18 protein-coding genes are annotated in these 24,951 nt (G+C 37.6%); 10 read left to right on the plus strand and 8 right to left on the minus strand.

The features are described 5' to 3' along the window. Positions 1-448 precede the first annotated feature (448 nt). The 5 genes from AC5YDH_RS05795 to sucD all read left to right on the plus strand — a co-directional run bounded on the left by AC5YDH_RS05795 (position 449) and on the right by sucD (position 8,233). A complete protein-coding gene (locus tag AC5YDH_RS05795; protein ID WP_496117539.1) occupies positions 449-3,268 on the plus strand; it encodes a 2-oxoglutarate dehydrogenase E1 component in 2,820 nt (939 codons plus the stop codon). An 18-nt stretch (positions 3,269-3,286) separates the two neighbouring features. Beyond that, positions 3,287-4,495 carry a 2-oxoglutarate dehydrogenase complex dihydrolipoyllysine-residue succinyltransferase gene (odhB, locus tag AC5YDH_RS05800; protein ID WP_496117541.1) on the plus strand — a complete coding sequence of 403 codons (1,209 nt, stop codon included), beginning with the start codon at positions 3,287-3,289 and terminating at the stop codon, positions 4,493-4,495. 68 nt (positions 4,496-4,563) lie between these two features. Further along, a complete protein-coding gene (gene lpdA / locus AC5YDH_RS05805; protein WP_496117543.1) occupies positions 4,564-5,994 on the plus strand; it encodes a dihydrolipoyl dehydrogenase in 1,431 nt (476 codons plus the stop codon). A 169-nt stretch (positions 5,995-6,163) separates the two neighbouring features. Continuing rightward, the gene (sucC, locus tag AC5YDH_RS05810; RefSeq protein ID WP_496117545.1) at positions 6,164-7,330 is read left to right on the plus strand and encodes an ADP-forming succinate--CoA ligase subunit beta; all 1,167 of its coding nucleotides are present in this window, start codon (positions 6,164-6,166) and stop codon (positions 7,328-7,330) included. A gap of 12 nt (positions 7,331-7,342) precedes the next feature. After that, positions 7,343-8,233 (plus strand): succinate--CoA ligase subunit alpha, encoded by an 891-nt coding sequence (sucD, locus tag AC5YDH_RS05815; RefSeq protein WP_496117547.1) that lies wholly within the window; start codon positions 7,343-7,345, stop codon positions 8,231-8,233. Positions 8,234-8,709: 476 nt separating this feature from the next. On the opposite strand, the gene trpS is transcribed toward sucD, so the two are convergent. Then, positions 8,710-9,723 carry a tryptophan--tRNA ligase gene (trpS, locus tag AC5YDH_RS05820; protein ID WP_496117549.1) on the minus strand — a complete coding sequence of 338 codons (1,014 nt, stop codon included), beginning with the start codon at positions 9,721-9,723 and terminating at the stop codon, positions 8,710-8,712. Positions 9,724-10,002: 279 nt separating this feature from the next. Between trpS and AC5YDH_RS05825 the strand changes: the two genes are divergently transcribed. From AC5YDH_RS05825 to AC5YDH_RS05840, 4 genes are all read left to right on the plus strand, one after another. After that, the gene (locus AC5YDH_RS05825; protein ID WP_496117551.1) at positions 10,003-10,926 is read left to right on the plus strand and encodes a DUF808 domain-containing protein; all 924 of its coding nucleotides are present in this window, start codon (positions 10,003-10,005) and stop codon (positions 10,924-10,926) included. 68 nt (positions 10,927-10,994) lie between these two features. Continuing rightward, positions 10,995-11,900, plus strand: a complete 906-nt coding sequence (ypfJ, locus tag AC5YDH_RS05830) for a KPN_02809 family neutral zinc metallopeptidase (RefSeq protein ID WP_496117553.1) — start codon at positions 10,995-10,997, stop codon at positions 11,898-11,900. A gap of 200 nt (positions 11,901-12,100) precedes the next feature. Next, positions 12,101-13,600 (plus strand): cation:proton antiporter, encoded by a 1,500-nt coding sequence (locus AC5YDH_RS05835; RefSeq protein ID WP_496117554.1) that lies wholly within the window; start codon positions 12,101-12,103, stop codon positions 13,598-13,600. Between the two features lie 6 nt (positions 13,601-13,606). Beyond that, positions 13,607-13,915, plus strand: a complete 309-nt coding sequence (locus AC5YDH_RS05840) for an MGMT family protein (RefSeq protein ID WP_496117556.1) — start codon at positions 13,607-13,609, stop codon at positions 13,913-13,915. Between the two features lie 45 nt (positions 13,916-13,960). Here the strand turns inward: AC5YDH_RS05840 and AC5YDH_RS05845 are convergent, their stop codons facing one another. Continuing rightward, entirely contained in the window at positions 13,961-14,401 is a 441-nt protein-coding gene (locus tag AC5YDH_RS05845) for a universal stress protein (RefSeq protein WP_496117557.1), read from the minus strand. Positions 14,402-14,755: 354 nt separating this feature from the next. On the opposite strand from AC5YDH_RS05845, the gene AC5YDH_RS05850 reads away from it, so the two are divergent. Next, positions 14,756-16,045: a KAP family P-loop NTPase fold protein gene (locus AC5YDH_RS05850; RefSeq protein WP_496117559.1), complete on the plus strand. Its 1,290-nt coding sequence runs from the start codon at positions 14,756-14,758 to the stop codon at positions 16,043-16,045. 24 nt (positions 16,046-16,069) lie between these two features. Here AC5YDH_RS05850 and AC5YDH_RS05855 read toward each other — a convergent pair whose 3' ends face one another. From AC5YDH_RS05855 to carA, 6 genes are all read right to left on the minus strand, one after another. Then, positions 16,070-17,278: an IS256 family transposase gene (locus tag AC5YDH_RS05855; RefSeq protein ID WP_496117561.1), complete on the minus strand. Its 1,209-nt coding sequence runs from the start codon at positions 17,276-17,278 to the stop codon at positions 16,070-16,072. A 181-nt stretch (positions 17,279-17,459) separates the two neighbouring features. Next, positions 17,460-18,080 carry a CatB-related O-acetyltransferase gene (locus tag AC5YDH_RS05860; protein WP_496117563.1) on the minus strand — a complete coding sequence of 207 codons (621 nt, stop codon included), beginning with the start codon at positions 18,078-18,080 and terminating at the stop codon, positions 17,460-17,462. Between the two features lie 42 nt (positions 18,081-18,122). After that, a complete protein-coding gene (locus AC5YDH_RS05865) occupies positions 18,123-19,550 on the minus strand; it encodes a cryptochrome/photolyase family protein (RefSeq protein WP_496117565.1) in 1,428 nt (475 codons plus the stop codon). Between the two features lie 143 nt (positions 19,551-19,693). Continuing rightward, the gene (greA, locus tag AC5YDH_RS05870; protein WP_496117567.1) at positions 19,694-20,170 is read right to left on the minus strand and encodes a transcription elongation factor GreA; all 477 of its coding nucleotides are present in this window, start codon (positions 20,168-20,170) and stop codon (positions 19,694-19,696) included. 104 nt (positions 20,171-20,274) lie between these two features. Then, positions 20,275-23,505 carry a carbamoyl-phosphate synthase large subunit gene (gene carB / locus AC5YDH_RS05875; RefSeq protein ID WP_496117569.1) on the minus strand — a complete coding sequence of 1,077 codons (3,231 nt, stop codon included), beginning with the start codon at positions 23,503-23,505 and terminating at the stop codon, positions 20,275-20,277. Positions 23,506-23,518: 13 nt separating this feature from the next. Next, entirely contained in the window at positions 23,519-24,661 is a 1,143-nt protein-coding gene (gene carA, locus AC5YDH_RS05880; RefSeq protein WP_496117571.1) for a glutamine-hydrolyzing carbamoyl-phosphate synthase small subunit, read from the minus strand. Positions 24,662-24,951: the final 290 nt, after the last annotated feature.

Below are 24,951 nucleotides of genomic sequence, written 5' to 3' on the forward strand. Positions count from 1 at the left end.
TATACTAAGAGGAATTATATGTATTGTATTTAGCCAATTTATGAAAGGTATGTGTCAAAAAAATCAATTCACTTTGAAAGTTCGTGTTAAAATAGTTTGTATCACTATATTTGAAAAAAACACGCATTATTTGTTTAAAAAACAAACAAAATGTAGTTGATTAATCGTTATTAAATATAGTCGCTTTAGAAAAAGTAAGTTAAGTCGTTATTTTTTCTAAGTCGATTTGCAGAAAATTGCTCGGTACTGCCGGGTATATGTGAGTGATGATGCCGCTGAGGGCGTTATGATTCATTGCCTATATTAAGGTTTCTTAATGTAGCGATAACGCCTCAAAGGTTACGCCTAAAGGGGAGTAATGTGGTGTCCCAATTTGACATTACTAGTCATGGGTTTTGCTTTTAAAAGCATCCTGTAAATATTTTTGCAATAGGAAGTGGGTCCAAAAATGCAAGAAGTTGTTGACGCGTCGCGTCTAGACACTGAACTTTCCGCTGATAGTGCAGCGTATATTGAAGAAATTTATGAGCAGTATTTAACGGCTCCAGATTCAGTTGGAGATGATTGGCGTAAATACTTCGATAAATTTCCAAAAGGTGATCAACCACATAGTAATGTGCGTGAGCAATTTCTATTGTTAGGTCGTAATTCAAATCGTATTCAATCTGTTGTGCAAAGTGCGGTAAGTTCTGAGCATGGCCAACGTCAAGTTGGTGTATTACAGCTTATTGCAGCGTACCGTAACCGTGGTCATCAAAAAGCGAAGTTGGATCCATTAGGTTTAGCAAAACGTGAAGATGCTTATGACTTAGAGCTAAGTGCACACGGTTTAACTAAATCTGATTTAGATACAGTATTCAACACAGGTAACTTGGCGATTGATAAAGCAGAAGCTACGCTAGGTGAAATGGTTGATGCAATGGAAAACATCTATTGCAGCTCAATCGGTGCTGAATATATGCACATTGTTGACACGAAAGAAAAGCGTTGGATTCAACAACGTCTTGAAAGTGCTCGTGGGCAATATGGACTTAACGCAGAACAGAAAAAGCACGTTTTAGAGCGTTTAACTGCTGCTGAAGGTTTGGAAAAATTCCTAGGTAATAAATACGTTGGTGCTAAACGCTTTGGTGTTGAAGGTGGTGAATCTTTCATTCCAATGGTAAACGAACTTATTCAACGTGCAGGTGCTGTAGGTTGTAAAGAAGTTGTTATCGGGATGCCACACCGTGGTCGTTTGAACCTTCTTGTTAATATTATGGGTAAAAACCCAGCTGACCTATTTGGTGAGTTTGAAGGTAAATCACTTCATAAGAAAGGTTCTGGTGACGTTAAGTATCACCAAGGTTTCTCATCTAACGTAATGACTCCAGGTGGCGAAGTTCACTTAGCATTAGCGTTTAACCCATCACACTTAGAAATCGTTGGACCTGTAGTTGAAGGTTCTGTACGTGCTCGTCAAGTGCGTCGTAAAGACATTGGTGGTGATGATGTATTACCAATCATTGTTCATGGTGATGCTGCTTTTGCTGGTCAAGGCGTAAACCAAGAAACATTCCAAATGTCACAAACTCGTGGTTATACAGTTGGTGGTACAGTTCACATTGTTGTAAACAACCAAGTGGGCTTCACAACTTCTGATCCACGTGATGCACGTTCTACAGAATACTGTACTGATATTGCAAAAATGATCCAAGCGCCGATCTTCCATGTAAATGGTGATGATCCTGAAGCTGTAATTTTTGTTACTCAGTTAGCACATGATTTCCGTCATACATTCCGTAAAGATGTTGTGATTGATATGTTCTGTTACCGTCGTCGTGGTCATAACGAAGCGGATGAGCCTGCTGCAACTCAACCTATGATGTACCAAGTCATCAACAAAAAAACGACTACTCGTGCTTTGTATGCTGATCAATTGGTTCAGGAAAAAGTATTAGATCGTAAGTCTGCAGATCAAATGATCGAAGATTATCGTTCAGATCTTGAAGCAGGTCGTCATGTTGCGAATGCGTTGGTATTAGAGCCAAATACAAAAATGTTTGTAGATTGGTCTCCATACGTAGGTCATGAATACACAGACGTTTGGGATACAACTTTCCCAATCGAACGCTTAAAAGAACTTGGTAAAAAAATGCGTGAGCTTCCAGAAGGCTTCGTAATGCAACGTCAAGTATCTAAAGTGATCGATGATCGTTTGAAAATGCAAACTGGTGAAATGCCGTTGAACTGGGGTGCTGCTGAAACTCTAGCTTATGCCTCTATTTTAGATGATGGTTTCCTAGTTCGTTTAACTGGTGAAGATGTTGGTCGTGGTACGTTCTCACACCGTCATGCAAAATTGCATAACCAAGTAGATGGTTCTACTTACATCCCACTTTGTAACTTAAAAGAAAACCAACCTCGTACTGCAATTTATGACTCATTATTGTCAGAAATGGCTGTACTTGCATTTGAATATGGTTATTCAACAACTCTTCCTAAGAGCTTAGTAATTTGGGAAGCGCAGTTTGGTGACTTCGCTAACTGTGCACAAGTTGTAATTGACCAGTTCATTTCATCTGGTGAAACGAAGTGGGAGCGCGCATGTGGTTTAACAATGCTTCTTCCTCATGGTTTTGAAGGTCAAGGTCCAGAGCATTCTTCAGCACGTTTAGAGCGTTTCTTACAGCTTTGTGCAGAAGACAACATGCAAGTGATTACACCGACTACACCAGCACAGATTTATCATGCTTTACGTCGTCAAGCACTTCGTCCTATTCGTAAACCGTTGATCGTGACTTCACCTAAGTCATTACTTCGTCACAAGTTAGCAACTTCTACTTTAGATGAGCTTGCTACTGGTACATTCCAAACTGTGATTGATGAAGTCGATAACATCAACAAAGCTGACGTAACTCGTTTAGTTCTTTGTGGTGGTAAGGTTTACTACGACTTAGTTGAAAAACGTCGTGAAAAAGAATTGAACAATACGGCAATCGTTCGTATTGAACAATTATATCCATACCCAGAAGCACGTCTTGCTGAAGTTCTTGCACAATATCCAAATGTGACAGAGCTTGTTTGGGCTCAAGAAGAGCCGAAAAACCAAGGTGCTTGGTTATTCATTGCTCCACGTCTATATGATGATGTAATGAATGCTGGTAAACAAGTACGTATTAGCTATGCGGGCCGTGAAGCATCTGCTGCACCAGCGTGTGGTTCACCATATTTACATGCAAAACAACAAGCTCAGCTCGTAAATGATGCTTTAGCGATCGTAGAATAATCAGGAGATTCTAAAATCATGGCAACCGAAATTAAAGCACCTGTATTCCCAGAATCAGTTGCGGATGGAACAATCGCAACTTGGCACAAACAACCAGGTGAAGCAGTATCACGTGACGAAGTTATTTGTGATATTGAAACAGATAAAGTTGTTTTAGAAGTTGTAGCTCCTGCTGATGGCACAATCGCGTCAATTATCAAAAATGAAGGCGATACAGTTCTTTCAAATGAAGTGATTGCTCAGTTTGAAGAGGGTGCTGTTTCTGGCGCTGCTCAAACTGAAGCTGTTCAGTCTGAAACTAAAGTAGAGGCTGCTGCTGCTCAAACTCAAGCAGGTGCTGCACCTGTTGTTGAGCGTGCACAAGCTGTTACTGATCAAGCTCCAGCTGTACGTAAAGCATTAACAGAATCTGGTATTGCTGCTTCTGACGTTGCGGGTTCTGGTCGTGGTGGTCGCATCACTAAAGAAGATGTTGCAAATCATCAAGCTAAACCAGCTGTTGCACCTTTAAGTGTTGCTGTTGGTGAGCGTATCGAAAAACGTGTTCCTATGACTCGTCTTCGTAAACGTGTTGCTGAACGTCTTCTTGCGGCAACTCAAGAAACTGCAATGTTAACGACTTTCAATGAAGTTAACATGAAGCCAATTATGGAAATGCGTGCTCAGTATAAAGATGCATTCGAAAAACGTCATGGCGCTCGTTTAGGCTTCATGTCATTCTTCGTTAAGGCAGCAACTGAAGCGCTTAAACGCTACCCAGCTGTAAATGCTTCAATTGATGGTGAAGATATCGTTTATCACGGTTTCTATGACATCGGTGTAGCTGTATCTTCTGAGCGTGGTTTAGTTGTTCCTGTATTACGTGATACAGATCGTATGAACTATGCTGAAGTTGAAAACGGTATCCGTGCTTACGCTGCGAAAGCGCGTGACGGCAAATTGGGTATTGAAGATATGACTGGCGGTACTTTCACTATTACTAATGGTGGTACTTTCGGTTCATTATTATCTACTCCAATTTTGAATACACCACAAACTGCTATTTTGGGTATGCATAAAATCCAAGATCGTCCTATGGCAGTAAATGGTCAAGTAGAAATCTTGCCAATGATGTACTTAGCACTTTCTTATGATCACCGTTTAATTGATGGTAAAGAAGCTGTAGGTTTCCTTGTAGCAATTAAAGAATTGTTAGAAGAGCCAGCGCGTCTTATCCTTGATCTATAATTTTTAGTTCTTAAGAATAATCAAAACGAGTTTAAAGCGATCCTTTAAACTCGTTCTTGGAGATACAAATGTCTCAATTCGATTTAGTTGTAATCGGTGGTGGCCCAGGTGGCTACGAAGCGGCAATTCGTGCAGCTCAACTTGGTTTTAAAGTTGCGTGTATTGAAAAGCGTATTCATAAAGGTAAACCGTCTTTAGGTGGTACTTGCTTAAACGTAGGTTGTATTCCATCTAAAGCTTTGCTTGATTCTTCTCATCGCTATGAAGATACAGTTCATCATTTAGATGATCACGGTATTACGACTGGTGAAGTTAAGTTTGATCTTGCTAAACTTTTAGCACGTAAAGACAAAATCGTTGACCAATTAACTGGCGGTATCGATCAGTTATTAAAAGGTAACGGTATTGAGTGGTTAAAAGGTACTGGTAAATTGCTTGCTGGTAAAAAAGTTGAGTTTGTATCTCACGAAGGTGAAACTCAAATTTTAGAACCTAAATACGTGATTCTTGCGACTGGTTCTGTACCTGTAAATATTCCAGTAGCTCCTGTAGATCAAGATATTATTGTTGATTCTACTGGTGCATTAGAATTCCAAGAAGTACCTAAGCGTTTAGGTGTAATTGGTGCTGGTGTAATTGGTCTTGAACTTGGTTCAGTTTGGCGTCGTCTTGGTGCAGAAGTTGTTGTATTTGAAGCAATGGATGCATTCTTACCAATGGCTGATAAAGCTTTGGCAAAAGACTATCAAAAGCTTTTAACTAAGCAAGGTCTAGATATTCGTGTTGGCGCTAAAGTTGCTGGTACAGAAGTTAATGGTTCTGAAGTAACTGTTAAGTACACGCAAGGTGGCGAAGACAAAACTCAAACTTTCGACAAATTAATCGTATGTGTAGGCCGTCGTGCTTATGCTGAAGGTTTATTGGCGGATGATTGTGGTATTAAACTTACTGAACGTGGTTTAGTTGAAGTTAACGATTGGTGTGCAACTTCTGTTGAAGGCGTATATGCAATTGGTGACTTAGTACGTGGTCCAATGCTTGCTCATAAAGCAATGGAAGAAGGCGTAATGGCTGTTGAACGTATTCATGGCCATGCTGCACAAGTTAACTATGACACAATCATTTCTGTAATTTACACACACCCAGAAGCGGCGTGGGTAGGTTTAACGGAAGAGCAAGCGAAAGAAAAAGGTCATGAAGTTAAAACTGGTCAATTCGGTTTTGCTGTAAATGGTCGTGCTTTAGCTGCTGGTGAGGGTGCAGGTTTTGTTAAGTTTGTAGCTGATGCGAAAACTGATCGTTTACTTGGTATGCACGTAATTGGACCTGCTGCGTCTGATATCGTTCACCAAGGTATGATTGCACTTGAATTTGTTTCATCTGTTGAAGATCTTCAATTGATGACATTTGGTCATCCAACATTCTCTGAAGTAGTTCATGAAGCTGCTTTGGCTGTTGATGGTCGCGCGATTCACGCAATTCAACGTAAGCGTAAATAATTTAAAAGAGCGGCTTCGGCCGCTCTTTTAACATTTGATGGTTGTTTTTATATGAACAATCATCTAAAAATAAAAGAATAAATTTTGATAAATGCTAATGCTAACTGCATCAGCAGTATAAGTATTAGTAACCATAAAAACGTGAAAAGTAGTAAAAGGTAATAACTAGATGAATTTACATGAGTATCAAGCGAAGGCTCTTTTAAAAAAATATGGTATGCCTGTTCAAGAGGGTATTGTTGCATCTAATGCTGATGAAGCGGTGCAAGCATTTGAACAGTTAGGCGGTAAATTTGCCGTAATGAAAGCCCAAGTACATGCTGGTGGTCGTGGTAAAGCTGGTGGTGTTAAGGTTGTAAAATCTGCACAAGAAGCACGCGATTATGCAAATAGCATTATTGGCACACGCCTTGTCACTTATCAAACAGATGCAGATGGTCAGCCAGTAAACAGTGTGCTTGTTGCTGAAGATGTTTACCCTGTCGAGCGTGAATTATATCTTGGTGCTGTAGTAGACCGCTCAAGCCGTCGCGTAACTTTTATGGCATCTACTGAGGGTGGTGTTGAAATTGAGAAAGTTGCAGAAGAAACACCTGAAAAAATTATTAAAGTAGAGGTTGATCCTTTGGTTGGGTTATTGCCATTTCAAGCGCGTGAAGTAGCATTTTCACTTAATCTAAAAGATAAGCAAATCAATCAATTTGTAAAAATAATGACAGCTGCCTACCAAGCATTTATCGAAAATGATTTTGCACTATTTGAAATTAACCCACTTTCAGTTCGTGAAAATGGTGAAATTCTATGTGTAGATGCTAAAGTGGGAATCGATTCGAACGCTCTTTATCGTTTACCTGAAGTTGCTGCATTACGTGATAAATCTCAAGAAAATGAGCGTGAGCTTAAAGCATCTGAGTTTGAACTTAACTATGTTGCTCTAGAAGGTAATATTGGTTGTATGGTGAATGGTGCTGGTCTTGCAATGGCAACCATGGACATTATTAAGCTGTATGGTGGTCAACCTGCGAACTTCCTAGATGTAGGTGGTGGTGCAACAAAAGATCGTGTAATTGAAGCATTTAAAATTATTCTTGCAGATAGCTCTGTTCAAGGCGTATTAATTAATATCTTTGGTGGTATTGTGCGTTGTGACATGATTGCTGAAGCAATTATTGCAGCGGTTCAAGAAGTAAATGTAACGGTTCCTGTTGTTGTTCGCTTGGAAGGGAACAATGCCGAACTTGGTGCTAAATTACTTGATGAATCAGGTTTAAAACTTATTTCTGCAAATGGCTTAGCCGATGCTGCAGAAAAAATTGTTGCTGCAGTAAAAGCTTAAGGAGTATCAATCATGAGCGTATTAGTTAATAAAGACACAAAAGTATTGGTACAAGGCTTTACTGGTAAAAATGGTACTTTCCATTCAGCTCAAGCTTTAGAGTATGGTACAAAAGTTGTTGGTGGTGTAACCCCAGGTAAAGGTGGTTCTATACACTTAGATCTTCCTGTATTTAATACAATGAAAGAAGCTGTACGTGAAACTAAAGCAGATGCTTCCGTTATTTATGTGCCTGCACCATTTGTTTTAGACTCTATTGTTGAAGCGGTAGATTCGGGTGTTGAATTGATTGTTGTGATTACAGAAGGTGTGCCGACACTTGATATGTTAAAAGCAAAACGTTACCTAGAAACTTGTGGTAATAACACGCGCTTAATTGGACCAAACTGTCCAGGTATTATCACACCGGGTGAATGTAAGATTGGTATTATGCCTGGTCACATTCATCAACCTGGTAAAATTGGTATTATTTCACGTTCAGGTACTTTGACTTACGAAGCTGTTGCGCAAACAACAAAATTGGGCTTAGGTCAGTCTACATGTATTGGTATTGGCGGTGATCCAATTCCAGGTATGAACCAGATTGATTGTTTGAAATTGTTCCAAGAAGATCCACAAACAGAAGCCATTATCATGATTGGTGAAATTGGTGGCTCTGCGGAAGAAGAAGCTGCTGAATATATTCAATCACATGTGACTAAACCTGTTGTTGGTTATATTGCAGGTGTGACAGCACCTAAAGGTAAGCGTATGGGTCATGCTGGTGCCATTATTTCAGGTGGTAAAGGTACTGCTGAAGAGAAGTTCGCTGCATTTGAAAAAGCGGGTATGGCTTATACACGTAGTCCAGCAGAGCTTGGTTCTACAATGTATCAAGTGCTAAAAGAGAAAGGTTTAGTTTAATCTAAATGTTAAAAAAGCCCTCAATTGAGGGCTTTTTTAATGTGCCTAAAATTAGTAAGCAAAGACGAATACTAAAAAATACTGAAGGAGTAATTGAATTTTATATAAATGATTTTATTTGATTTTTTTTAAATTGAATTGAAGTATTTTAAATAGCCTATATAAAGATATATTTATGATTTTGGAATGAAAATGCTAAATTTTAGGCAAAAAAATGCGTAATACTTGGGGTAAGTATTACGCAGAAAATCGAACTGTTTTCACAGGTTCGGGGGTAACTGTTGAAATTAAATAGTTCATTAATTTCTATATAAGAATAATAGTTTAGAAATACAATTAGGTCTTTTACTCTATTGTATGTCGCATGTTAAACACTGTAATTAGTGTTATTTTTAGGTGATCATTTCACATTTTATGAATAAAAAGCAAAAAAAGCTCAATGAATGAGCTTTTTTGTTGAAATGTCATGTTTTGTATTAGAAGTGGAAGACACCTAAACCAGACTTAACTTCATCTAATGTTTGTTGTGTAATGTCACGGCATTTATCTGTGCCAGACTTTAAGATATCCATGATGTAGTCAGGATCTTTAGCAAGCTCCATACGACGTTCACGAATAGGTGTGATTAATTCTTTAAGTACACCTTCTAAACGTTTTTTGACAGTACCATCACCTAAACCACCGCGACGATAATGCGCTTTAAGTTCTTCAACTTCTTCTTTATTTGGGTCGAAAGCATCTAAGTAAGTAAATACAACATTACCTTCCACTTGACCTGGATCTTCAACACGTAAGTGATTTGGATCTGTGTACATTGCATTTACTGCTTTTTTAATGTCTTTATCAGATGCATCTAACACAATGGTATTGCCTAAAGATTTAGACATTTTCGCTTTACCATCAAAACCAGGTAAACGACCTACATTTGAAAGTAATGCTTGGCATTCAGGAAGTAAGTCTTGACCTATTTGACGATTCAAACGACGAACAATTTCATTGGTTTGTTCAATCATTGGAATTTGGTCTTCACCCACAGGAACTACAGTTGCTTTGAATGCTGTAATATCAGCTGCTTGAGCAACTGGGTAGCATAAAAACCCTGCTGGAATGTCACGCTCGAATCCACGCATCTGAATTTCAGATTTAATGGTTGGGTTACGTTCTAAACGAGATACAGTCACAAAGTTTAAATACAACATTGTTAATTCGTTTAGTGCAGGTAAACTTGATTGGACGCAAATTGTTGTTTTAGTTGGATCGATACCAACGGCTAAATAGTCTGTCGCTACTTCAATAATATTACGACGAACTTTTTCAAAGTTGTCTGCATTATCTGTGAATGCTTGAGCATCAGCCAATAAAAGATGTTGGTGATGTGAATCTTGTAAACCTACGCGTGAACGTAAAGAACCTACAAAGTGACCTAAGTGAAGTTGGCCAGTAGGGCGGTCGCCAGTCAAAATCACTGGACGATTATCTTGATTACTCATTATGAATTCCAGAACAGTAGCCAGCGCTACTCATATATACAAAGAATACAGTTATTGTACGGTAAATTTTTTTTTAATGTCAGCAAGATTAAATATTGAAATTGAAAAATCAACAATTTTTTTACATATGAATAAAGGATTACAGACTTTAAATTAAGATCTTATTAAAAGTTCGTCGTAGAAATCTATGAGCATTTGATATTGAAATACCAATATGTTTTTCTTTTTAGAGATAAATATTAAAGATAGAATGTAAAAAACGCATAGGATAAGAAAAAAATGGCGAGCAGTTTATTATTACTATTAGATGATATAGCGACTGTACTGGATGATGTTGCTGTAATGAGCAAAATGGCAGCAAAAAAGACAGCAGGCGTTTTAGGGGATGATTTGGCTTTAAATGCACAACAAGTTAGTGGTGTTAAAGCAGATCGCGAGCTTCCTGTTGTGTGGGCGGTTGCGAAAGGTTCATTTGTAAATAAGCTTATTTTAGTTCCACTTGCGTTACTTATTAGTGTGGTTGCACCTTGGTTGATTAATCCGCTTTTAATGATGGGTGGTTTGTTCTTATGTTATGAAGGTGTTGAAAAAGTTATACATTCATTACATCAGAAAAAATCGATTAATAAGCTAGAGCCTGAAACAGAAAATTTAGAACAGATAGATTTAGTAAAGTTTGAAAAAGACAAAATTAGAGGTGCAATTCGAACTGATTTTATTTTATCTGCTGAAATTGTCGTGATTTCACTTGGTACAGTTGCAGCAGCAACATTTATAACCAAATTAAGTGTATTGGCTGTTATTGCTATAGCGATGACGGTTGGTGTTTATGGTTTTGTTGCAATGATTGTGAAAATTGATGATTTGGGGTTGTATTTGGTTGAGCAGACATCTTCATTTAAACAACATATTGGTCGGGCTCTACTTATATTTGCACCAAAGTTAATGAAAGCATTAACAATTGTAGGTACTGTCGCGATGTTTTTAGTGGGAGGAGGGATTATTAATCATGCTATTCCACTTTTTCATCATTGGATGGAAGATGCTGTAGATTATATGGAACTCATTCCAAGTGTTGGAAATATTGTAGGAGCATTTACACCTACAATGATTAATTTAGTGACAGGTTTTATTGCTGGGCTTATTGTATTGGTGATTATTGGATTAACACAAAATGCTATTTTAAGAGTAAAAAAAGCATAAGCTATTGAAGTAGAAGTAATTAAAGATCGATAAAATAAAGTATATATAATGAATTAAGGAATATGACTATGCGTTGGAAAGGTCGTAGAGTTAGTACAAATATAGAAGATCGCCGTGGTGGTGGTGCAGGTAAGGCAGGTGGAATTAGTATTCTAGGTTTAGTTGTTGCTTTTGTTGCGTGGAAGTTCTTTGAGGTAGATCCTCAACAAGCGTATCAGGCAACTAAACAAGTGACAGCGCAAGTTCAACCTGCAGAAACGAGTGGTTTAAATGATCCTACGCCCGATCAGCAAGAGGCGATTGATTTTGTTGGAACAGTTTTAGCTGATACAGAAGATACATGGACTCAGGTTTTTAAAGAACAATTAAATGCACAGTATCAGCCACCTAAGCTAGTTATGTTTAACGGTGTTGTGAAGTCTGGTTGTGGTACAGCGCAAGCTGCGATGGGACCTTTTTATTGTCCAAGCGACCGTAAAGTTTATATAGATACTTCTTTCTTTAAAGATATGAAATCACAAATGGGGATTTCTGGAGAGAAGAATCAAACGGAATTATCACGTAATGACCAAGCAGGAGATTTTGCACAGGCTTACGTAGTTGCACATGAGGTTGGACATCACATTCAAACGCTTTTGGGGATTTCAGAACAAGTTCATAAGGCACGTTCTCAAGTAACGAAAACGGAAGGAAATCAGCTTTCTGTACGTCAAGAGCTACAAGCAGATTGTTTTGCTGGTATTTGGGCACATCACAATCAACAACGTACTCAGTTTTTAGAGCAAGGTGATATTGAAGAAGCAATGGATGCTGCACATAAAATTGGGGATGATTACTTACAGAAAAGTGCAACAGGTCAGGTTGTTCCTGATAGTTTTACACATGGTACAAGTGAACAACGCATGAAGTGGTTTCAAACGGGTTTAAAAAGTGGAAACATGAGTAATTGTGATACTTTTAATCAAAATATTTAAAGTTGAATAAGATATATAAAGGGGAGATTTCTCCCTTTTTTTTGTATTAGTTATATATGTAAAAATAATGTTAAAAAAAATTGATTAAATTTAAGTGTAATTTTGAAAAAACGGTACACTATTAAAATAATAAATCTCACATTGTTTTCTATTTACAATAGAAATGCTATGAGATTCAGATTGCAGAATATAGGATACTAATGGGTAATTATTTTTTTCTCCAAGTTTTTACGGTAATTTTTGCACTTTCAATTGCCACAACTATGTTTAACAAACGTGTTTTGGGTTTTCCTCAAGCCATTGGTGTGCCTTTAGTATCTGCAATTTTTGTTTTTATTTTACAATGGGGTGCAAGCTTATTAAATGGTAATCAATTTATTACCATTAATATTCATAATATTGAGAGTGCTGTTCGTCATATTAATTTTTATGACTTTTTAATTAATGGTGTGATCTGTTTTATCCTGACCTCATCTGCACTTAAGTTTAAAGTCTCTGATTTAAAAAGTTATTGGAGGCCGATTAGTATTCTTGCTAGTACAGCTTTAGTACTTTGTGCTGTTTTCTTTGGTGTTGTGCTTTATGGCTATCAAATTTTAATTGGTCATCATGTAGATTTATTAGTACTACTTTTATTGGGTTCGGCATTAGGTGCAACTGACCCTATTGGTATTAAAGGTGTATTAAGTTCGGTTCGTGCACCACATCATTTAATAGTCAAATTAGAAGGTGAGTCTTTATTTAATGATGCGATGTGTATTGCATTATTCATGACCTTATTACATGTGCTACAAGGTGAACATTTCACATTAATAGGTGTGCTTGAAACACTACTTTATGAAATTGTTGTTGCTGTCATTATTGGTTGGGGATTTGGTTTCGCGATATTACGTATATTACGTGGTAAACATGAAATGGAATCTTTAATTTTAACTACAGCATTGCTCGCTTGTGGTTCATATTTGGTTGCACTATTTGCCCATGCTTCAGCACCTATTGCCTGTGTTATTGGTGGTTTAATTGTTGGTAATAAATGGAAAGAAATTTTACAAGAGCGAGAAATTCGTGAAGTAAATCATTTTTGGCATACTGTTGAAGGGATTATTAATTCGTTCTTATTCACCTTAATTGGTTTGGAACTGTTTATTTTAGATTTAAGTGTAAGCTTGATTTTAGGTGGTATGGTTGCCTTTATCATCCTACATGCTTCTCGATTTGCAGCAAACTTCTTATCTTTTTCATTTTTCCCAAGCTTTAGGAAAAAAAGTTATAACGGTAGTTTAGCGATTTTGTCTTGGGGTGGGGTGCGTGGTGGTATTTCACTTGCTTTAATTTTAGCAGTAGCCAACATTCCACAATTAAGTGAATACAGCAGTATTCTTATTGGTTATACCTTTATTTCTGTGTTGTTATCTGGTTTGGTTTGTGGTTTAGGTTTGCCTGCTGTTATGAATGCCTTTTATTACAATCCTGAGGAAGAAAAAACAGGATTTAAAGGATGGTATCAACGCATGTGCCACAAAATGAATAGAAAGGGTTTTCAATACGTTGTGGAGGAAGATGAGCAAGGTAATGAAGTTATTAGCGTACATAGACCTGATAAAATTGTGGACCAAAAAACGGAAGATGGTGTAGCAAAACTTCATCACCCAGATAAATTGCAAGAAGTTAAACGCCTTGAAAGTCCTGGTAACTTCTAAACGACAATGCAAAATTATGTCAGCGAGTTTTATGGAATTATTCAGTTAATTCCTAAAGGGAAAGTCGCAACCTATGGTCAAATTGCAAAGCTTGCAGGTTTACCTAAACATGCTCGTCACGTTGGTTTTGCTTTAAAAAATATGGCTGATGATTCGATTGTACCTTGGCATAGAGTGATTAATTCTCAAGGAAAAATTAGCCTAAGCAAAGAAGATGGCTTTGGTGAAAATATCCAAATTGCGAAATTACAGGCTGAAGGGATTGTCGTTATGGCAGGAAAGGTGAATTTGAAACAATTCCAATGGGTTCCATAAATAAAAAAAGCTTCAGATATGAAGCTTTTTTTATGCATTTAATGCTTATTTGCGAACAATCATAACTGGGATAGTACCTTCAGCAAGTACGCTTTGCGCTACGCTACCCAGTACTAGTTTTTTGATACCTGTACGACCATGCGATGCAATCACAATAAGATCTGCTGAAAGCTCTTCTGCTGCTTTTACAATTTCACGTTGAATAACTTGTCCTTCTAAAAGTTTGGTTTCAACAGTTACGCCGTGTTCTGCAAATTTAGTTTTTGCTTCTTCTAATGTTTGTAGTAAAGATCTACGTGCACGTTCAATAAGTTCATTTGTATGTGATGCAGAAATATATTCTGCAGCAATATAAGGATCTAAAGTAAGTACTTGAACAACAGTGACTTTACTATTAAATGCTTTTGCTAAATCTGCTGCTTTTTCAATTGCAGCATATGAAGTTTCTGAACCATCTACAGGGACTAAAATATTATTAAAAGACATTTTATTACTCCTTATTTTTGAAACAAATAAACTATTTAGAATTTAAAATTACTTCTCAATATGTTTATAATATATTGATTTTTAAAAGAATAAAACCTAGTAAAACACTTAGATTTATTTTACTAAACTCATGTATTTATTAATGAATATTTATAGCAATTGAACAATGGCAAAAAAGATTAAAGTGTAAGCGGTTATATATTCTTTAGTCTCTAATTTATAAAATTTGAGTGTTTATATTTGAGGGGATGTTGGTTTTATATTTTACTTAAAATTAATTTTAAATAACGCATATAGCTTTGAATTTTTTGAGTATATTGTTGGAATATACTTTTATGAAAATGAATAACAATGGTGAATGATCAATTAAAGTGGGATAAAGACAATTTTGAAAATATTGAAGAAGCTTGGGAGGGAGATTTATGGGATCGTAAGCGTTTAGGTGAGCAACTCACGCAATATGTTGATCGATTACAGTGTGGTGCTGTTTTAGCATTAGATGCGCGTTGGGGTGAAGGTAAAACGTGGTTTGTAAGGCATTGGGCTAAACATTTAGATGAAACGAATCATAACGTAATTTATTTAGATGCTTTTGCAAATGACTATTTGGATGATCCTTTTTTAGTTATTGCATCAGAAATTGCTTCGACGCTAGATAAAACAGCAGATAAAAAATTAGTTCATAAATTCAAGAAAGCTGCGGCAGTAATGCAACAAGGTTTACTTACAATAGCACCAACATTAATTGCATCTATGATTAGTTGTGCAATTACAGGTGGAATTATTCCTTTTATAAAAGTTGATAGCGAGAAAATTGCGGATAAGCTTGATGATGCAATTGATAAAGTGACGGATAACATTGGAGAAAAAGTCACTGAAGCTATTCAAAATAAAATAGAAACTTATGAAGAAGAAAAAAACTCATTATTAGCATTTAAAAGTACTTTGTCTGAATTAGCAGAAAGTTTAGATAAGCCATTGGTTTTTATTATTGATGAATTAGATCGTTGTCGTCCTGATTTTGCTATTCGTTTAATTGAGAGAATAAAACACTTTTTTGATATTCCTAAAATTGTATTTGTTTTAGTAATGGATAAAGTGCAATTTTCAAAAGTGGTTTGTCATAATTATGGTTATGATGAAAAGCTAGGTGAGGAATATCTAGATAAGTTTGTAGACTTTTGGATTCCTTTGCCAGAAGTTAATAAAAATAAGTACAATGAGTTTATAAGTGTATCGGTGTTAAAAAAAGTATTTGTAGATGTTGGTGAATTTTCAGATGATGTTATTTTTGTGTTTTATAAAAGCTTAAAGAAGTATATATCACCACGAAACATTAAAAAAATAATAAATATATATGCATTATTAAAAACAGGAGATGTTAAAAAAGACCTGTTTCTAATTTTAGCAATCCTCAACAGATCCAGTAATTTGATTGATGTTTTTCAAAGTATGATGAGCTATTTTGAAAATAAAGAGAATACTATTGGCTACCACAATAAAGAAGAATATATTGTTTTAGAGCCTATTGAATGTTTGAAGTTATTTCATGAAACTGAACGAATACAGCGAACTACGTATGGTGGAGCCAGTAGCAACAATATTAAAACTAAAAAATTATTAGATTTATATTCGAGCCTGTAAATTATTTTGTGTAAGTTCCATTTTTTATAAATGATCCTTTAATCGATCATCGAAATGAATCGTAAACCAATTCATTGCTAAACGCCAATTTTGAATTGGCATTGTCCATTTCTTGGCAGCACTGGTTGTTGCCAAGTAAATGACTTTTTTGACTGAATCATCAGAAGAGAATATCTTTCGCTTCTTAGTTGAATGACGGATCACACTATTCAATGATTCAATTGCATTCGTTGTATAAATCGCATGACGTATTTCAGCTGGATAGCTAAATATTGTACGGATATTTTCCCAATTAGCTCGCCAAGACTCCCCGATTTTAGGGTATTGATGGTTCCATTGATCACAGAATATATCTAAAGATTTCAAAGCATTTTCTTCTGTACTCGCCTGATAGATCGCCTTTAGACCAGAAGTAACCGCCTTATAGTCCTTCCAGCTAACAAAGCGCAGGCTATTGCGTACAACGTGTACAATGCATAGTTGGATGTCTGTATGAGGATAAACCGAGGCTATCGCATCAGGGAAACCTTTTAAGCCATCTACACAAGCAACAAGAATATCTTGTACTCCTCGATTTTTGAGTTCAGTCATGACAGATAACCAGAATTTTGCCCCTTCTGTTTGGGCAATCCACATACCTAGCAGCTCTTTCTGCCCATCCATATTGATACCTAAAGCAAGGTAAACAGACTTATTAATCACTGTAGAGTGCTGACGCACCTTAACGACAATACAATCGAGATATACAACGGGATATAGGCTATCTAGTGTTCTGTTTTGCCATTCAGTCACTTGTTCAATCACAGCATCGGTAACTTTGCTTATGAGAGATGCTGAAACGTCGGCATCGTACATTTCTTTGAAGAATGCGACAATTTCTCTATTTGTCATTCCTTTTGCATACAGTGAGAGGATTTGATCATCCATACTCGTAATACGTGTTTGATACTTCTTAATAATTTGGGGCTCAAATGAACTCTCACGATCGCGTGGGATCTCTAAATCAAGTGATCCATCAGGTGTTAAAACTTTTTTAGCACTGAAACCATTACGCGCATTGGATCCTTTGCGATTTTCATGTTTTTCATAGCCTAAATGTTCGGAAAGCTCTGTATTGAGTGCTGTCTCAATCATGAATTTTTTAAAGACAGCAGTCATTTGGTTTAAGTCTTCTGGTGTTTTTAGACCTTTAGCCAATTCAGCAGCCATTTTTTTGATCGTTGCTTCATCCATGTGAAGTACCTCTTTTTATTATCCTATATAGGATAAATGAAAATTAAGTACTTACACAAAATTCAGAACAGTCTCTTATATTCTAAATATTCAATAGCTAGATTGAATAATTTGGATAAATTTTCAATACAGTTTACAGATTACTTAAATACACATTTATGGGAAGATGTTGAAGAGAAAACTAACTAGAGAAATATTGAATTAATGCTGAACAATCATCCGTTTGCAATTGCTCACGCATCTTTAAAAACTGCTTTTCGTCTAAATCATATAACTTTAGAGAAAGCAGTTTTTCTATATCTTCTTCAGGAAAACGGTACTTAATCACTTTTGCAGGTACGCCACCTACAACAGCATAAGGAGGCACATCTTTTGTTACAACAGCACCTGTAGCAACCACAGCACCTTCACCAAGCGTCACACCTTGCATAATCATGGCACGAGAACCAATCCAACAACCATCGCCAATAACAGTGTCGCCCGCAGGCACAAAACTTCGTGTGTCGAAAGGAAAAGCCGAAATCCAATCTGTACGGTGTAACTGATTACCACCCATCATAATTACGCACTCCGCCCCAAAACACACGAAATTGCCAATATAAAGCTGATCAATTGGCTTCTCAGGCGTAGAAGGCTTATCATGCAAATAACGCACAACACAACGCTCAAAACCCTGATCCCAATAAGCAGAATAATAAGAATAGTTTCCCTTAATGTGAATGTTTGGATTTTTCACAGTTTTAGAAATAAATTCGAATTCACACCAATGCTTAACAGGGGAATTAATTAAAGGTTCAGCCATAAGAGCCATCAAAGAATAAGCGTAAAGCCATTATAGCCGAACTTAAGACAAATGCTTAAAGGCATCAATTGCACGAACACGACTGCTTTTTAAATCTACAATGGGTTTAGGATACTCTAAATCTAATTGTGGATTTTTCGCATAAGGTTCATGAATTTGTTTGGCATCTAAATGTGAAAGTTCAGGAATCCATGTACGAATATAATCGCCATTTTCATCAAATTTTTGCGATTGGCTTACAGGGTTAAAAATACGGAAATAAGGTGCAGCATCCGTTCCTGTAGATGCACACCATTGCCATCCACCATTATTTGCAGCTAAGTCGCCATCAATTAAATGTTGCATAAACCAGGCTTCACCAAGTCGCCAATCAATCAATAAATTTTTGGTTAAGAACATTGCACAAATCATGCGTACTCGATTGTGCATCCAACCTGTTGCAAGCAGTTGGCGCATTCCTGCATCTACAATAGGAATGCCAGTTTGACCATTTTGCCAAGCCGTTAAATCTTCAGGAGCATTTCGCCAGACTATTCTTTGCGTATCTAACTTAAACGGCAAGTGTTTTGACACGCGGGGATAATCGAACAAAATATGTTGATAAAACTCACGCCAAAGCAGCTCATCTAACCAAATTTGTTGTCCGTTATTTTCAAATTCCATATAGCCATGACTGTGGCGGAATAAGGCTTGTAAGCATTGGCGAATAGAAATAATGCCTATATTTAAATAGGCTGCAAGTTTGCTTGTACTGTTTAAATTGGGAAAATCTCGCTCTATATGATAATGCTCAACTTGATCTGCAATAAATTGATCGAGCATTTCCCATGCATATTTTTCTCCAACTTGCCAAAGGGATTGTTGTTCTTTTGAGATATTGATATTGGGGTAGATTGATTGAAAGTTTGGAAGCAGATGTTCAAAATCGGTATGAGTTGCTAAAGCTTCTTGAGCTTCAATAGCTGGATAGCATTGTGGCAAGCTTATGCTGAGTTTTTCATAGCACTGTTTTTTAAATGCGCCAAAAACTTGGTAGGGCAATGCACTTTTATTACGAATGCAACCGACAGGAAAAATGGTTCTATCGTGATATAACTCAAAACGAATACCATTTTTTTCGAGTGTATTTTGAATTTGAGCATCACGTTTTAATTCGTTTACTCCCAATTCAATATTGGCATGAATGTTTTGAATTTGGTGTGTTTTGCAGAGTTGTAAAAGCTCTTTAGGAATGTCTTTCCAAAGCGAAATGGTACGATAAATAATGGGAATATTTAAGTTTTTAAGTTCTATTTTAAGCTGTTCGAGTTGTCTTAAGTAAAAATCAATTTTAATGGGTGCATCGTTATGAATTTGCCATTGTGTAGGAGATAAAACTACAAGGGCAATACATGAACCTGCCTGACGAGCATGCCATAAGGCAGCGTGATCATGAATTCTTAAATCTTGTCGAAACCAAATAAGTTGCATGTTAAGTTTTGATTCAATTTGTATTTAGTCCATAAAAGCATAAACATTTTTAAGAGATTTCTATAGTATTTTTTCTTTTGATTTATAACAAAAAGCCCCTCATAAGAGGGGCTTTGGATAGCTGTGTTATCTTGCTTTAAAGCTTAGATATACTCAACTTTTACAATTTCGTATTCAACTTCACCTTGTGGAGTGACAATTTTCACTTCGTCGCCTTCATTTTTACCTAAAAGACCACGCGCGATTGGTGAATTTACAGAAATCTTATTAATTTTAAAGTCGGCTTCATCATCGCCCACAATTTTATAAGTTTTTTGTTCTTCAGTATCTAGGTTTTCAATCGTTACAGTTACGCCAAAAACAACACGACCATTTTGCTCAAGAGTTTTTACATCAATTTCTTGAACTGCGCCTAATTTGCCTTCGATGTCTTGAATACGACCTTCACAGAAACCTTGCTGTTCACGAGCAGCGTGATATTCAGCATTTTCTTTTAAATCCCCGTGTTCACGTGCTTCAGCAATAGCTGCAATAATACGTGGACGATCAACACTCTTAAGTTGCTGTAACTCTTTCTCTAAGGCAATTTTGCCTTCAGGAGTCATAGGATAACGTTGCATTGTTGTCCCTCAAATTTGTAAGAAAATTAAACCAATAAAATATTGATCTATAAATGAAAAAAAGTCCTGCCACCAAGAGGTAGCAGGACTTCTTGGTAACTTAATTAACCTTTAGTAAGGTCTTGCAAACGGTACACATCCATAGGCAATTTAATTGCTAATGCTTGGCATACAGCTTCTGCACCATTCAAAGTAGTGGTGTTATACACTTTACCTTGAAGCGCTGAACGACGAATCGAGAACGAATCTTCTTGAGCTTGTTTACCTTCAGTCGTATTAATCACAAGGTGGATTTCACCGTTTTTAATACGGTCCACAATGTTAGGACGACCTTCAGTCACTTTGTTCACACGTTCACACTCAAGACCAGCTTCGTTGATAACAGTAAATGTACCATCGGTAGCAAGAATCTTGAAGCCTAAATCGATAAGTTGTTTTGCAATTGCAACGGCACGAGGTTTATCTGAGTCACGAACTGAGATAAATGCGTGTTTAGTTTCACCTTCTGTTGGTAAGCCTGGTAAACGCTCGTTAGCACCTAAAACTGCTTTATAGAATGCTTCACCAAATGTTTTACCTACACCCATTACTTCGCCTGTAGATTTCATTTCAGGGCCAAGAATAGGGTCAACACCAGGGAATTTGTTGAATGGGAACACTGCTTCTTTTACAGAGAAGTGTTCAGGGATAATCTCTGATGTGAAACCTTGTGACACAAGAGATTGACCTGCCATACAACGAGCTGCAACTTTCGCTAAAGATTCACCGATACATTTAGATACGAATGGCACAGTACGTGATGCACGTGGGTTCACTTCTAAAATGTAAACGTCATCGCCTTTAACAGCGAACTGAACGTTCATTAGACCAATTACGCCAAGCTCTTTTGCCATAGCAACTGTTTGACGACGCATTTCGTCCTGAATCTCTTTAGATAAAGAGTAAGGAGGAATAGAACATGCTGAGTCACCTGAGTGAATACCTGCTTGTTCGATGTGCTGCATAATACCGCCAATCACAACGTCTTTACCGTCAGATACGCAGTCTACGTCAACTTCAATTGCATCATCAAGGAAACGGTCAAGAAGAACAGGTGCTTCGTTTGATGCTTGAACTGCATCACGTAAGTAGCGTTTAAGTTCGTCATCGTTGTACACGATTTCCATTGCACGGCCACCAAGTACGTAAGATGGACGTACAACAAGTGGGTAGCCTACTTTAGACGCTTCAGCCATACCTTCTTCAGCAGATTTTACAATGCTGTTGTTAGGTTGACGAAGTTGTAGACGTTGAATCATTTGTTGGAAGCGTTCGCGGTCTTCTGCACGGTCAATTGCGTCAGGAGATGTACCAATAATTGGCGCACCAGCTTCTTCTAAAGCACGAGCCAATTTTAATGGAGTTTGACCACCGTACTGAACGATAATGCCTTTAGGCTTCTCGATACGTACGATCTCAAGAACATCTTCAAGTGTAATTGGTTCGAAGTACAAACGATCTGATGTGTCGTAGTCTGTAGAAACAGTTTCAGGGTTACAGTTCACCATGATTGTTTCATAGCCATCATCACGCATTGCAAGGGCAGCGTGTACACAGCAGTAATCGAACTCGATCCCTTGACCAATACGGTTAGGACCACCGCCAATAACCATGATCTTATCTTTTGCTGAAGGGTTAGATTCACACTCTTCATCGTAAGTTGAGTACATGTAAGCTGTATCAGATTCGAATTCAGCAGCACATGTATCTACACGTTTGTAAACTGGCATTACGCCTAAGTTCCAACGGTGTTTACGGAATTGTTTTTGTGAAATACCCATCAAGTTCGCAATGCGAAGGTCAGATAAACCTTTACGTTTGAACGAACGAATGTTATCTGCATTTAAATCACCAAAACCTAAAGTTTTGATTTCATTTTCAGTTTTGATGATGTCTTCAATTTGAATCAAGAACCAACGGTCAATCTTAGTTGCATTGAACACGTCATCTAAAGTAAAGCCGTGGCGGAATGCATCAGCAACGTACCAAATACGCTCTGGACCAGGAACTTTAAGTTCTTGAAGAATTTTTTCGCGAGCGCCTTCTGTACCTACTTCAATTTTTTCATCGAAGCCACAAGCACCCACTTCTAAACCACGAAGTGCTTTGTTTACAGACTCTTGGAAGTTACGACCAATTGCCATTACTTCACCTACAGACTTCATTTGAGTTGTAAGTGTTGCATCGGCTTGTGGGAATTTCTCGAAGTTGAAACGAGGAATCTTAGTAACAACGTAGTCAATCGCAGGTTCAAATGATGCAGGAGTTGTACCGCCAGTGATGTCGTTTTTCAACTCATCAAGCGTGTAACCTACAGCCAATTTTGCAGCGATTTTCGCAATAGGGAAACCAGTTGCTTTAGATGCTAGAGCAGAAGAGCGAGATACACGTGGGTTCATCTCGATCACAACCATACGGCCTGTATTTGGGCAAATACCAAACTGTACGTTAGAACCACCTGTTTCTACACCAATTTCACGTAAAACTGCTAAAGAAGCATTACGTAAAAGTTGGAACTCTTTATCTGTTAGCGTTTGAGCAGGAGCAACAGTGATTGAGTCACCTGTATGCACGCCCATTGGATCAAAGTTTTCAATGGTACATACAATGATGCAGTTGTCGTTTTTGTCACGAACAACTTCCATTTCGTATTCTTTCCAACCAATTAAAGATTCATCAATCAATAATTGTTTTGTTGGTGAAAGATCGAAACCACGTTCACAAATTTCAAGGAATTCTTCACGGTTGTATGCAATACCACCACCAGAACCACCCATTGTAAATGATGGACGGATAATGACAGGGAAACCGAAGCGCGCTTGAATTTCTAAAGCTTCTTCCATTGACTCAGCAATGTCAGCTTTTGGACATTCAAGACCAATTTTACGCATAGCGATATCGAAAAGTTTACGGTCTTCCGCTTTCTCGATCGCTTCTTTAGTCGCACCGATCAATTCAACATTGAATTTTTCTAAGATACCATTTGCGTCTAAGGCAAGGGCACAGTTCAATGCTGTTTGACCACCCATTGTAGGAAGAACAGCATCTGGGCGTTCTTTCTCAATGATTGCTGCAACAGTTTGCCATGTAATCGGTTCGATATACGTAGCATCTGCCATTGCAGGGTCAGTCATAATGGTCGCTGGGTTAGAGTTTACCAAAATAACACGGTAGCCTTCTTCACGAAGCGCTTTACATGCTTGAGCACCTGAGTAGTCAAACTCACATGCTTGACCGATCACAATCGGACCCGCACCAATAATTAAGATGCTTTTAATGTCTGTACGTTTAGCCATGATGCTTCCTTAATTACTTCTTAGATGCTTCGATAAGTTCGATGAAATGATCGAACAATGGTGCGCAGTCATGTGGACCAGGGCTTGCTTCTGGGTGACCTTGGAAACTGAACGCAGGTTTGTCTGTACGATGAATCCCTTGAAGAGTTTGATCGAACAAAGATTTATGCGTAGCTTTTAGGTTTGCAGGTAGAGTATCTGCATCTACTGCGAAGCCATGGTTTTGCGAAGTAATCATCACTGTACCAGTTTCAATATTTTGTACAGGATGGTTAGCACCGTGGTGACCGTGAGGCATTTTCACTGTCTTAGCGCCACTTGCAAGTGCAAGAATTTGGTGACCCAAGCAAATACCAAATACAGGTACATTGCGAGCATCTTCAACAATTGTTTTTACAGCTTCAATTGCGTAGTCACATGCAGCTGGATCGCCAGGGCCATTCGATAAGAATACGCCATCTGGATTCAATGCAAGCACGTCAGCAGCAGGAGTTTGCGCAGGCACAACAGTTAATTTACAACCGCGGTCTGCGAGCATACGTAAGATGTTGGTTTTGACACCGTAATCGTATGCAACAACATGGAATTTAGCTTCAGGTTTAGAGAAACCTTGACCAAGTGTCCAAGAACCCTCAGTCCATTGGAAACCTTCAGGGTCGCAACATTCTTTTGCAAGATCTAAACCGTTTAAACCACCAAATGCACGAGCTTTTTCTAAAGCTTCTTCTGCCGTGATATTTTCGCCAGCAAGGATACAACCATTCTGCGCGCCTTTATCACGTAAAATACGTGTAAGTTTACGGGTATCGATATCTGCAATTGCAACGACATTGTGTTCTTTTAAATAGTCGCCAAGAGATTGCGTTGATCGGAAGTTACTGTGCAGTAAAGGAAGGTCACGAATAATTAAACCATTCGCCCATACTTTATGAATTCGACCTGACTCAGCATCTTCATCATTGCAACCAGTGTTACCAATATGAGGGTAAGTTAAAGTCACAAGTTGTTGTGCATAACTTGGGTCAGTCAAAATTTCTTGATAGCCAGTCATGGCAGTGTTAAAAACGACTTCACCAGTCGTACTACCCGATGCGCCAATAGAAGTACCTTTAAAGATAGTTCCGTCGGCAAGGGCTAAAATTGCTGGGGTGCTCAAACCAAAGCTCCTGAAATTTAGGCTGTAAAAAAGCGAGAAGACGAAAAAAAAGGAAGGCTATTTTTTAAACCTACCCTCCTATGTCTGCTCGCTTGAACTTAACACGGCATTATACGGACAATACCGTCAAAAGTCCATTCTATTTGTTGTGAATAAGTAAGATAAATCACTTGCATTTTGGGTGTTGGCTTATTTCTTGAGCGTACAAGCAAAAATGTAAGCAAATAATAATTGTTAGACAAATCAGAACTTAAATTTTATCAAACTGGAATAATCTTTTAATAAATAAC

The organism is Acinetobacter sp. FY683 (genome assembly GCF_059515885.1).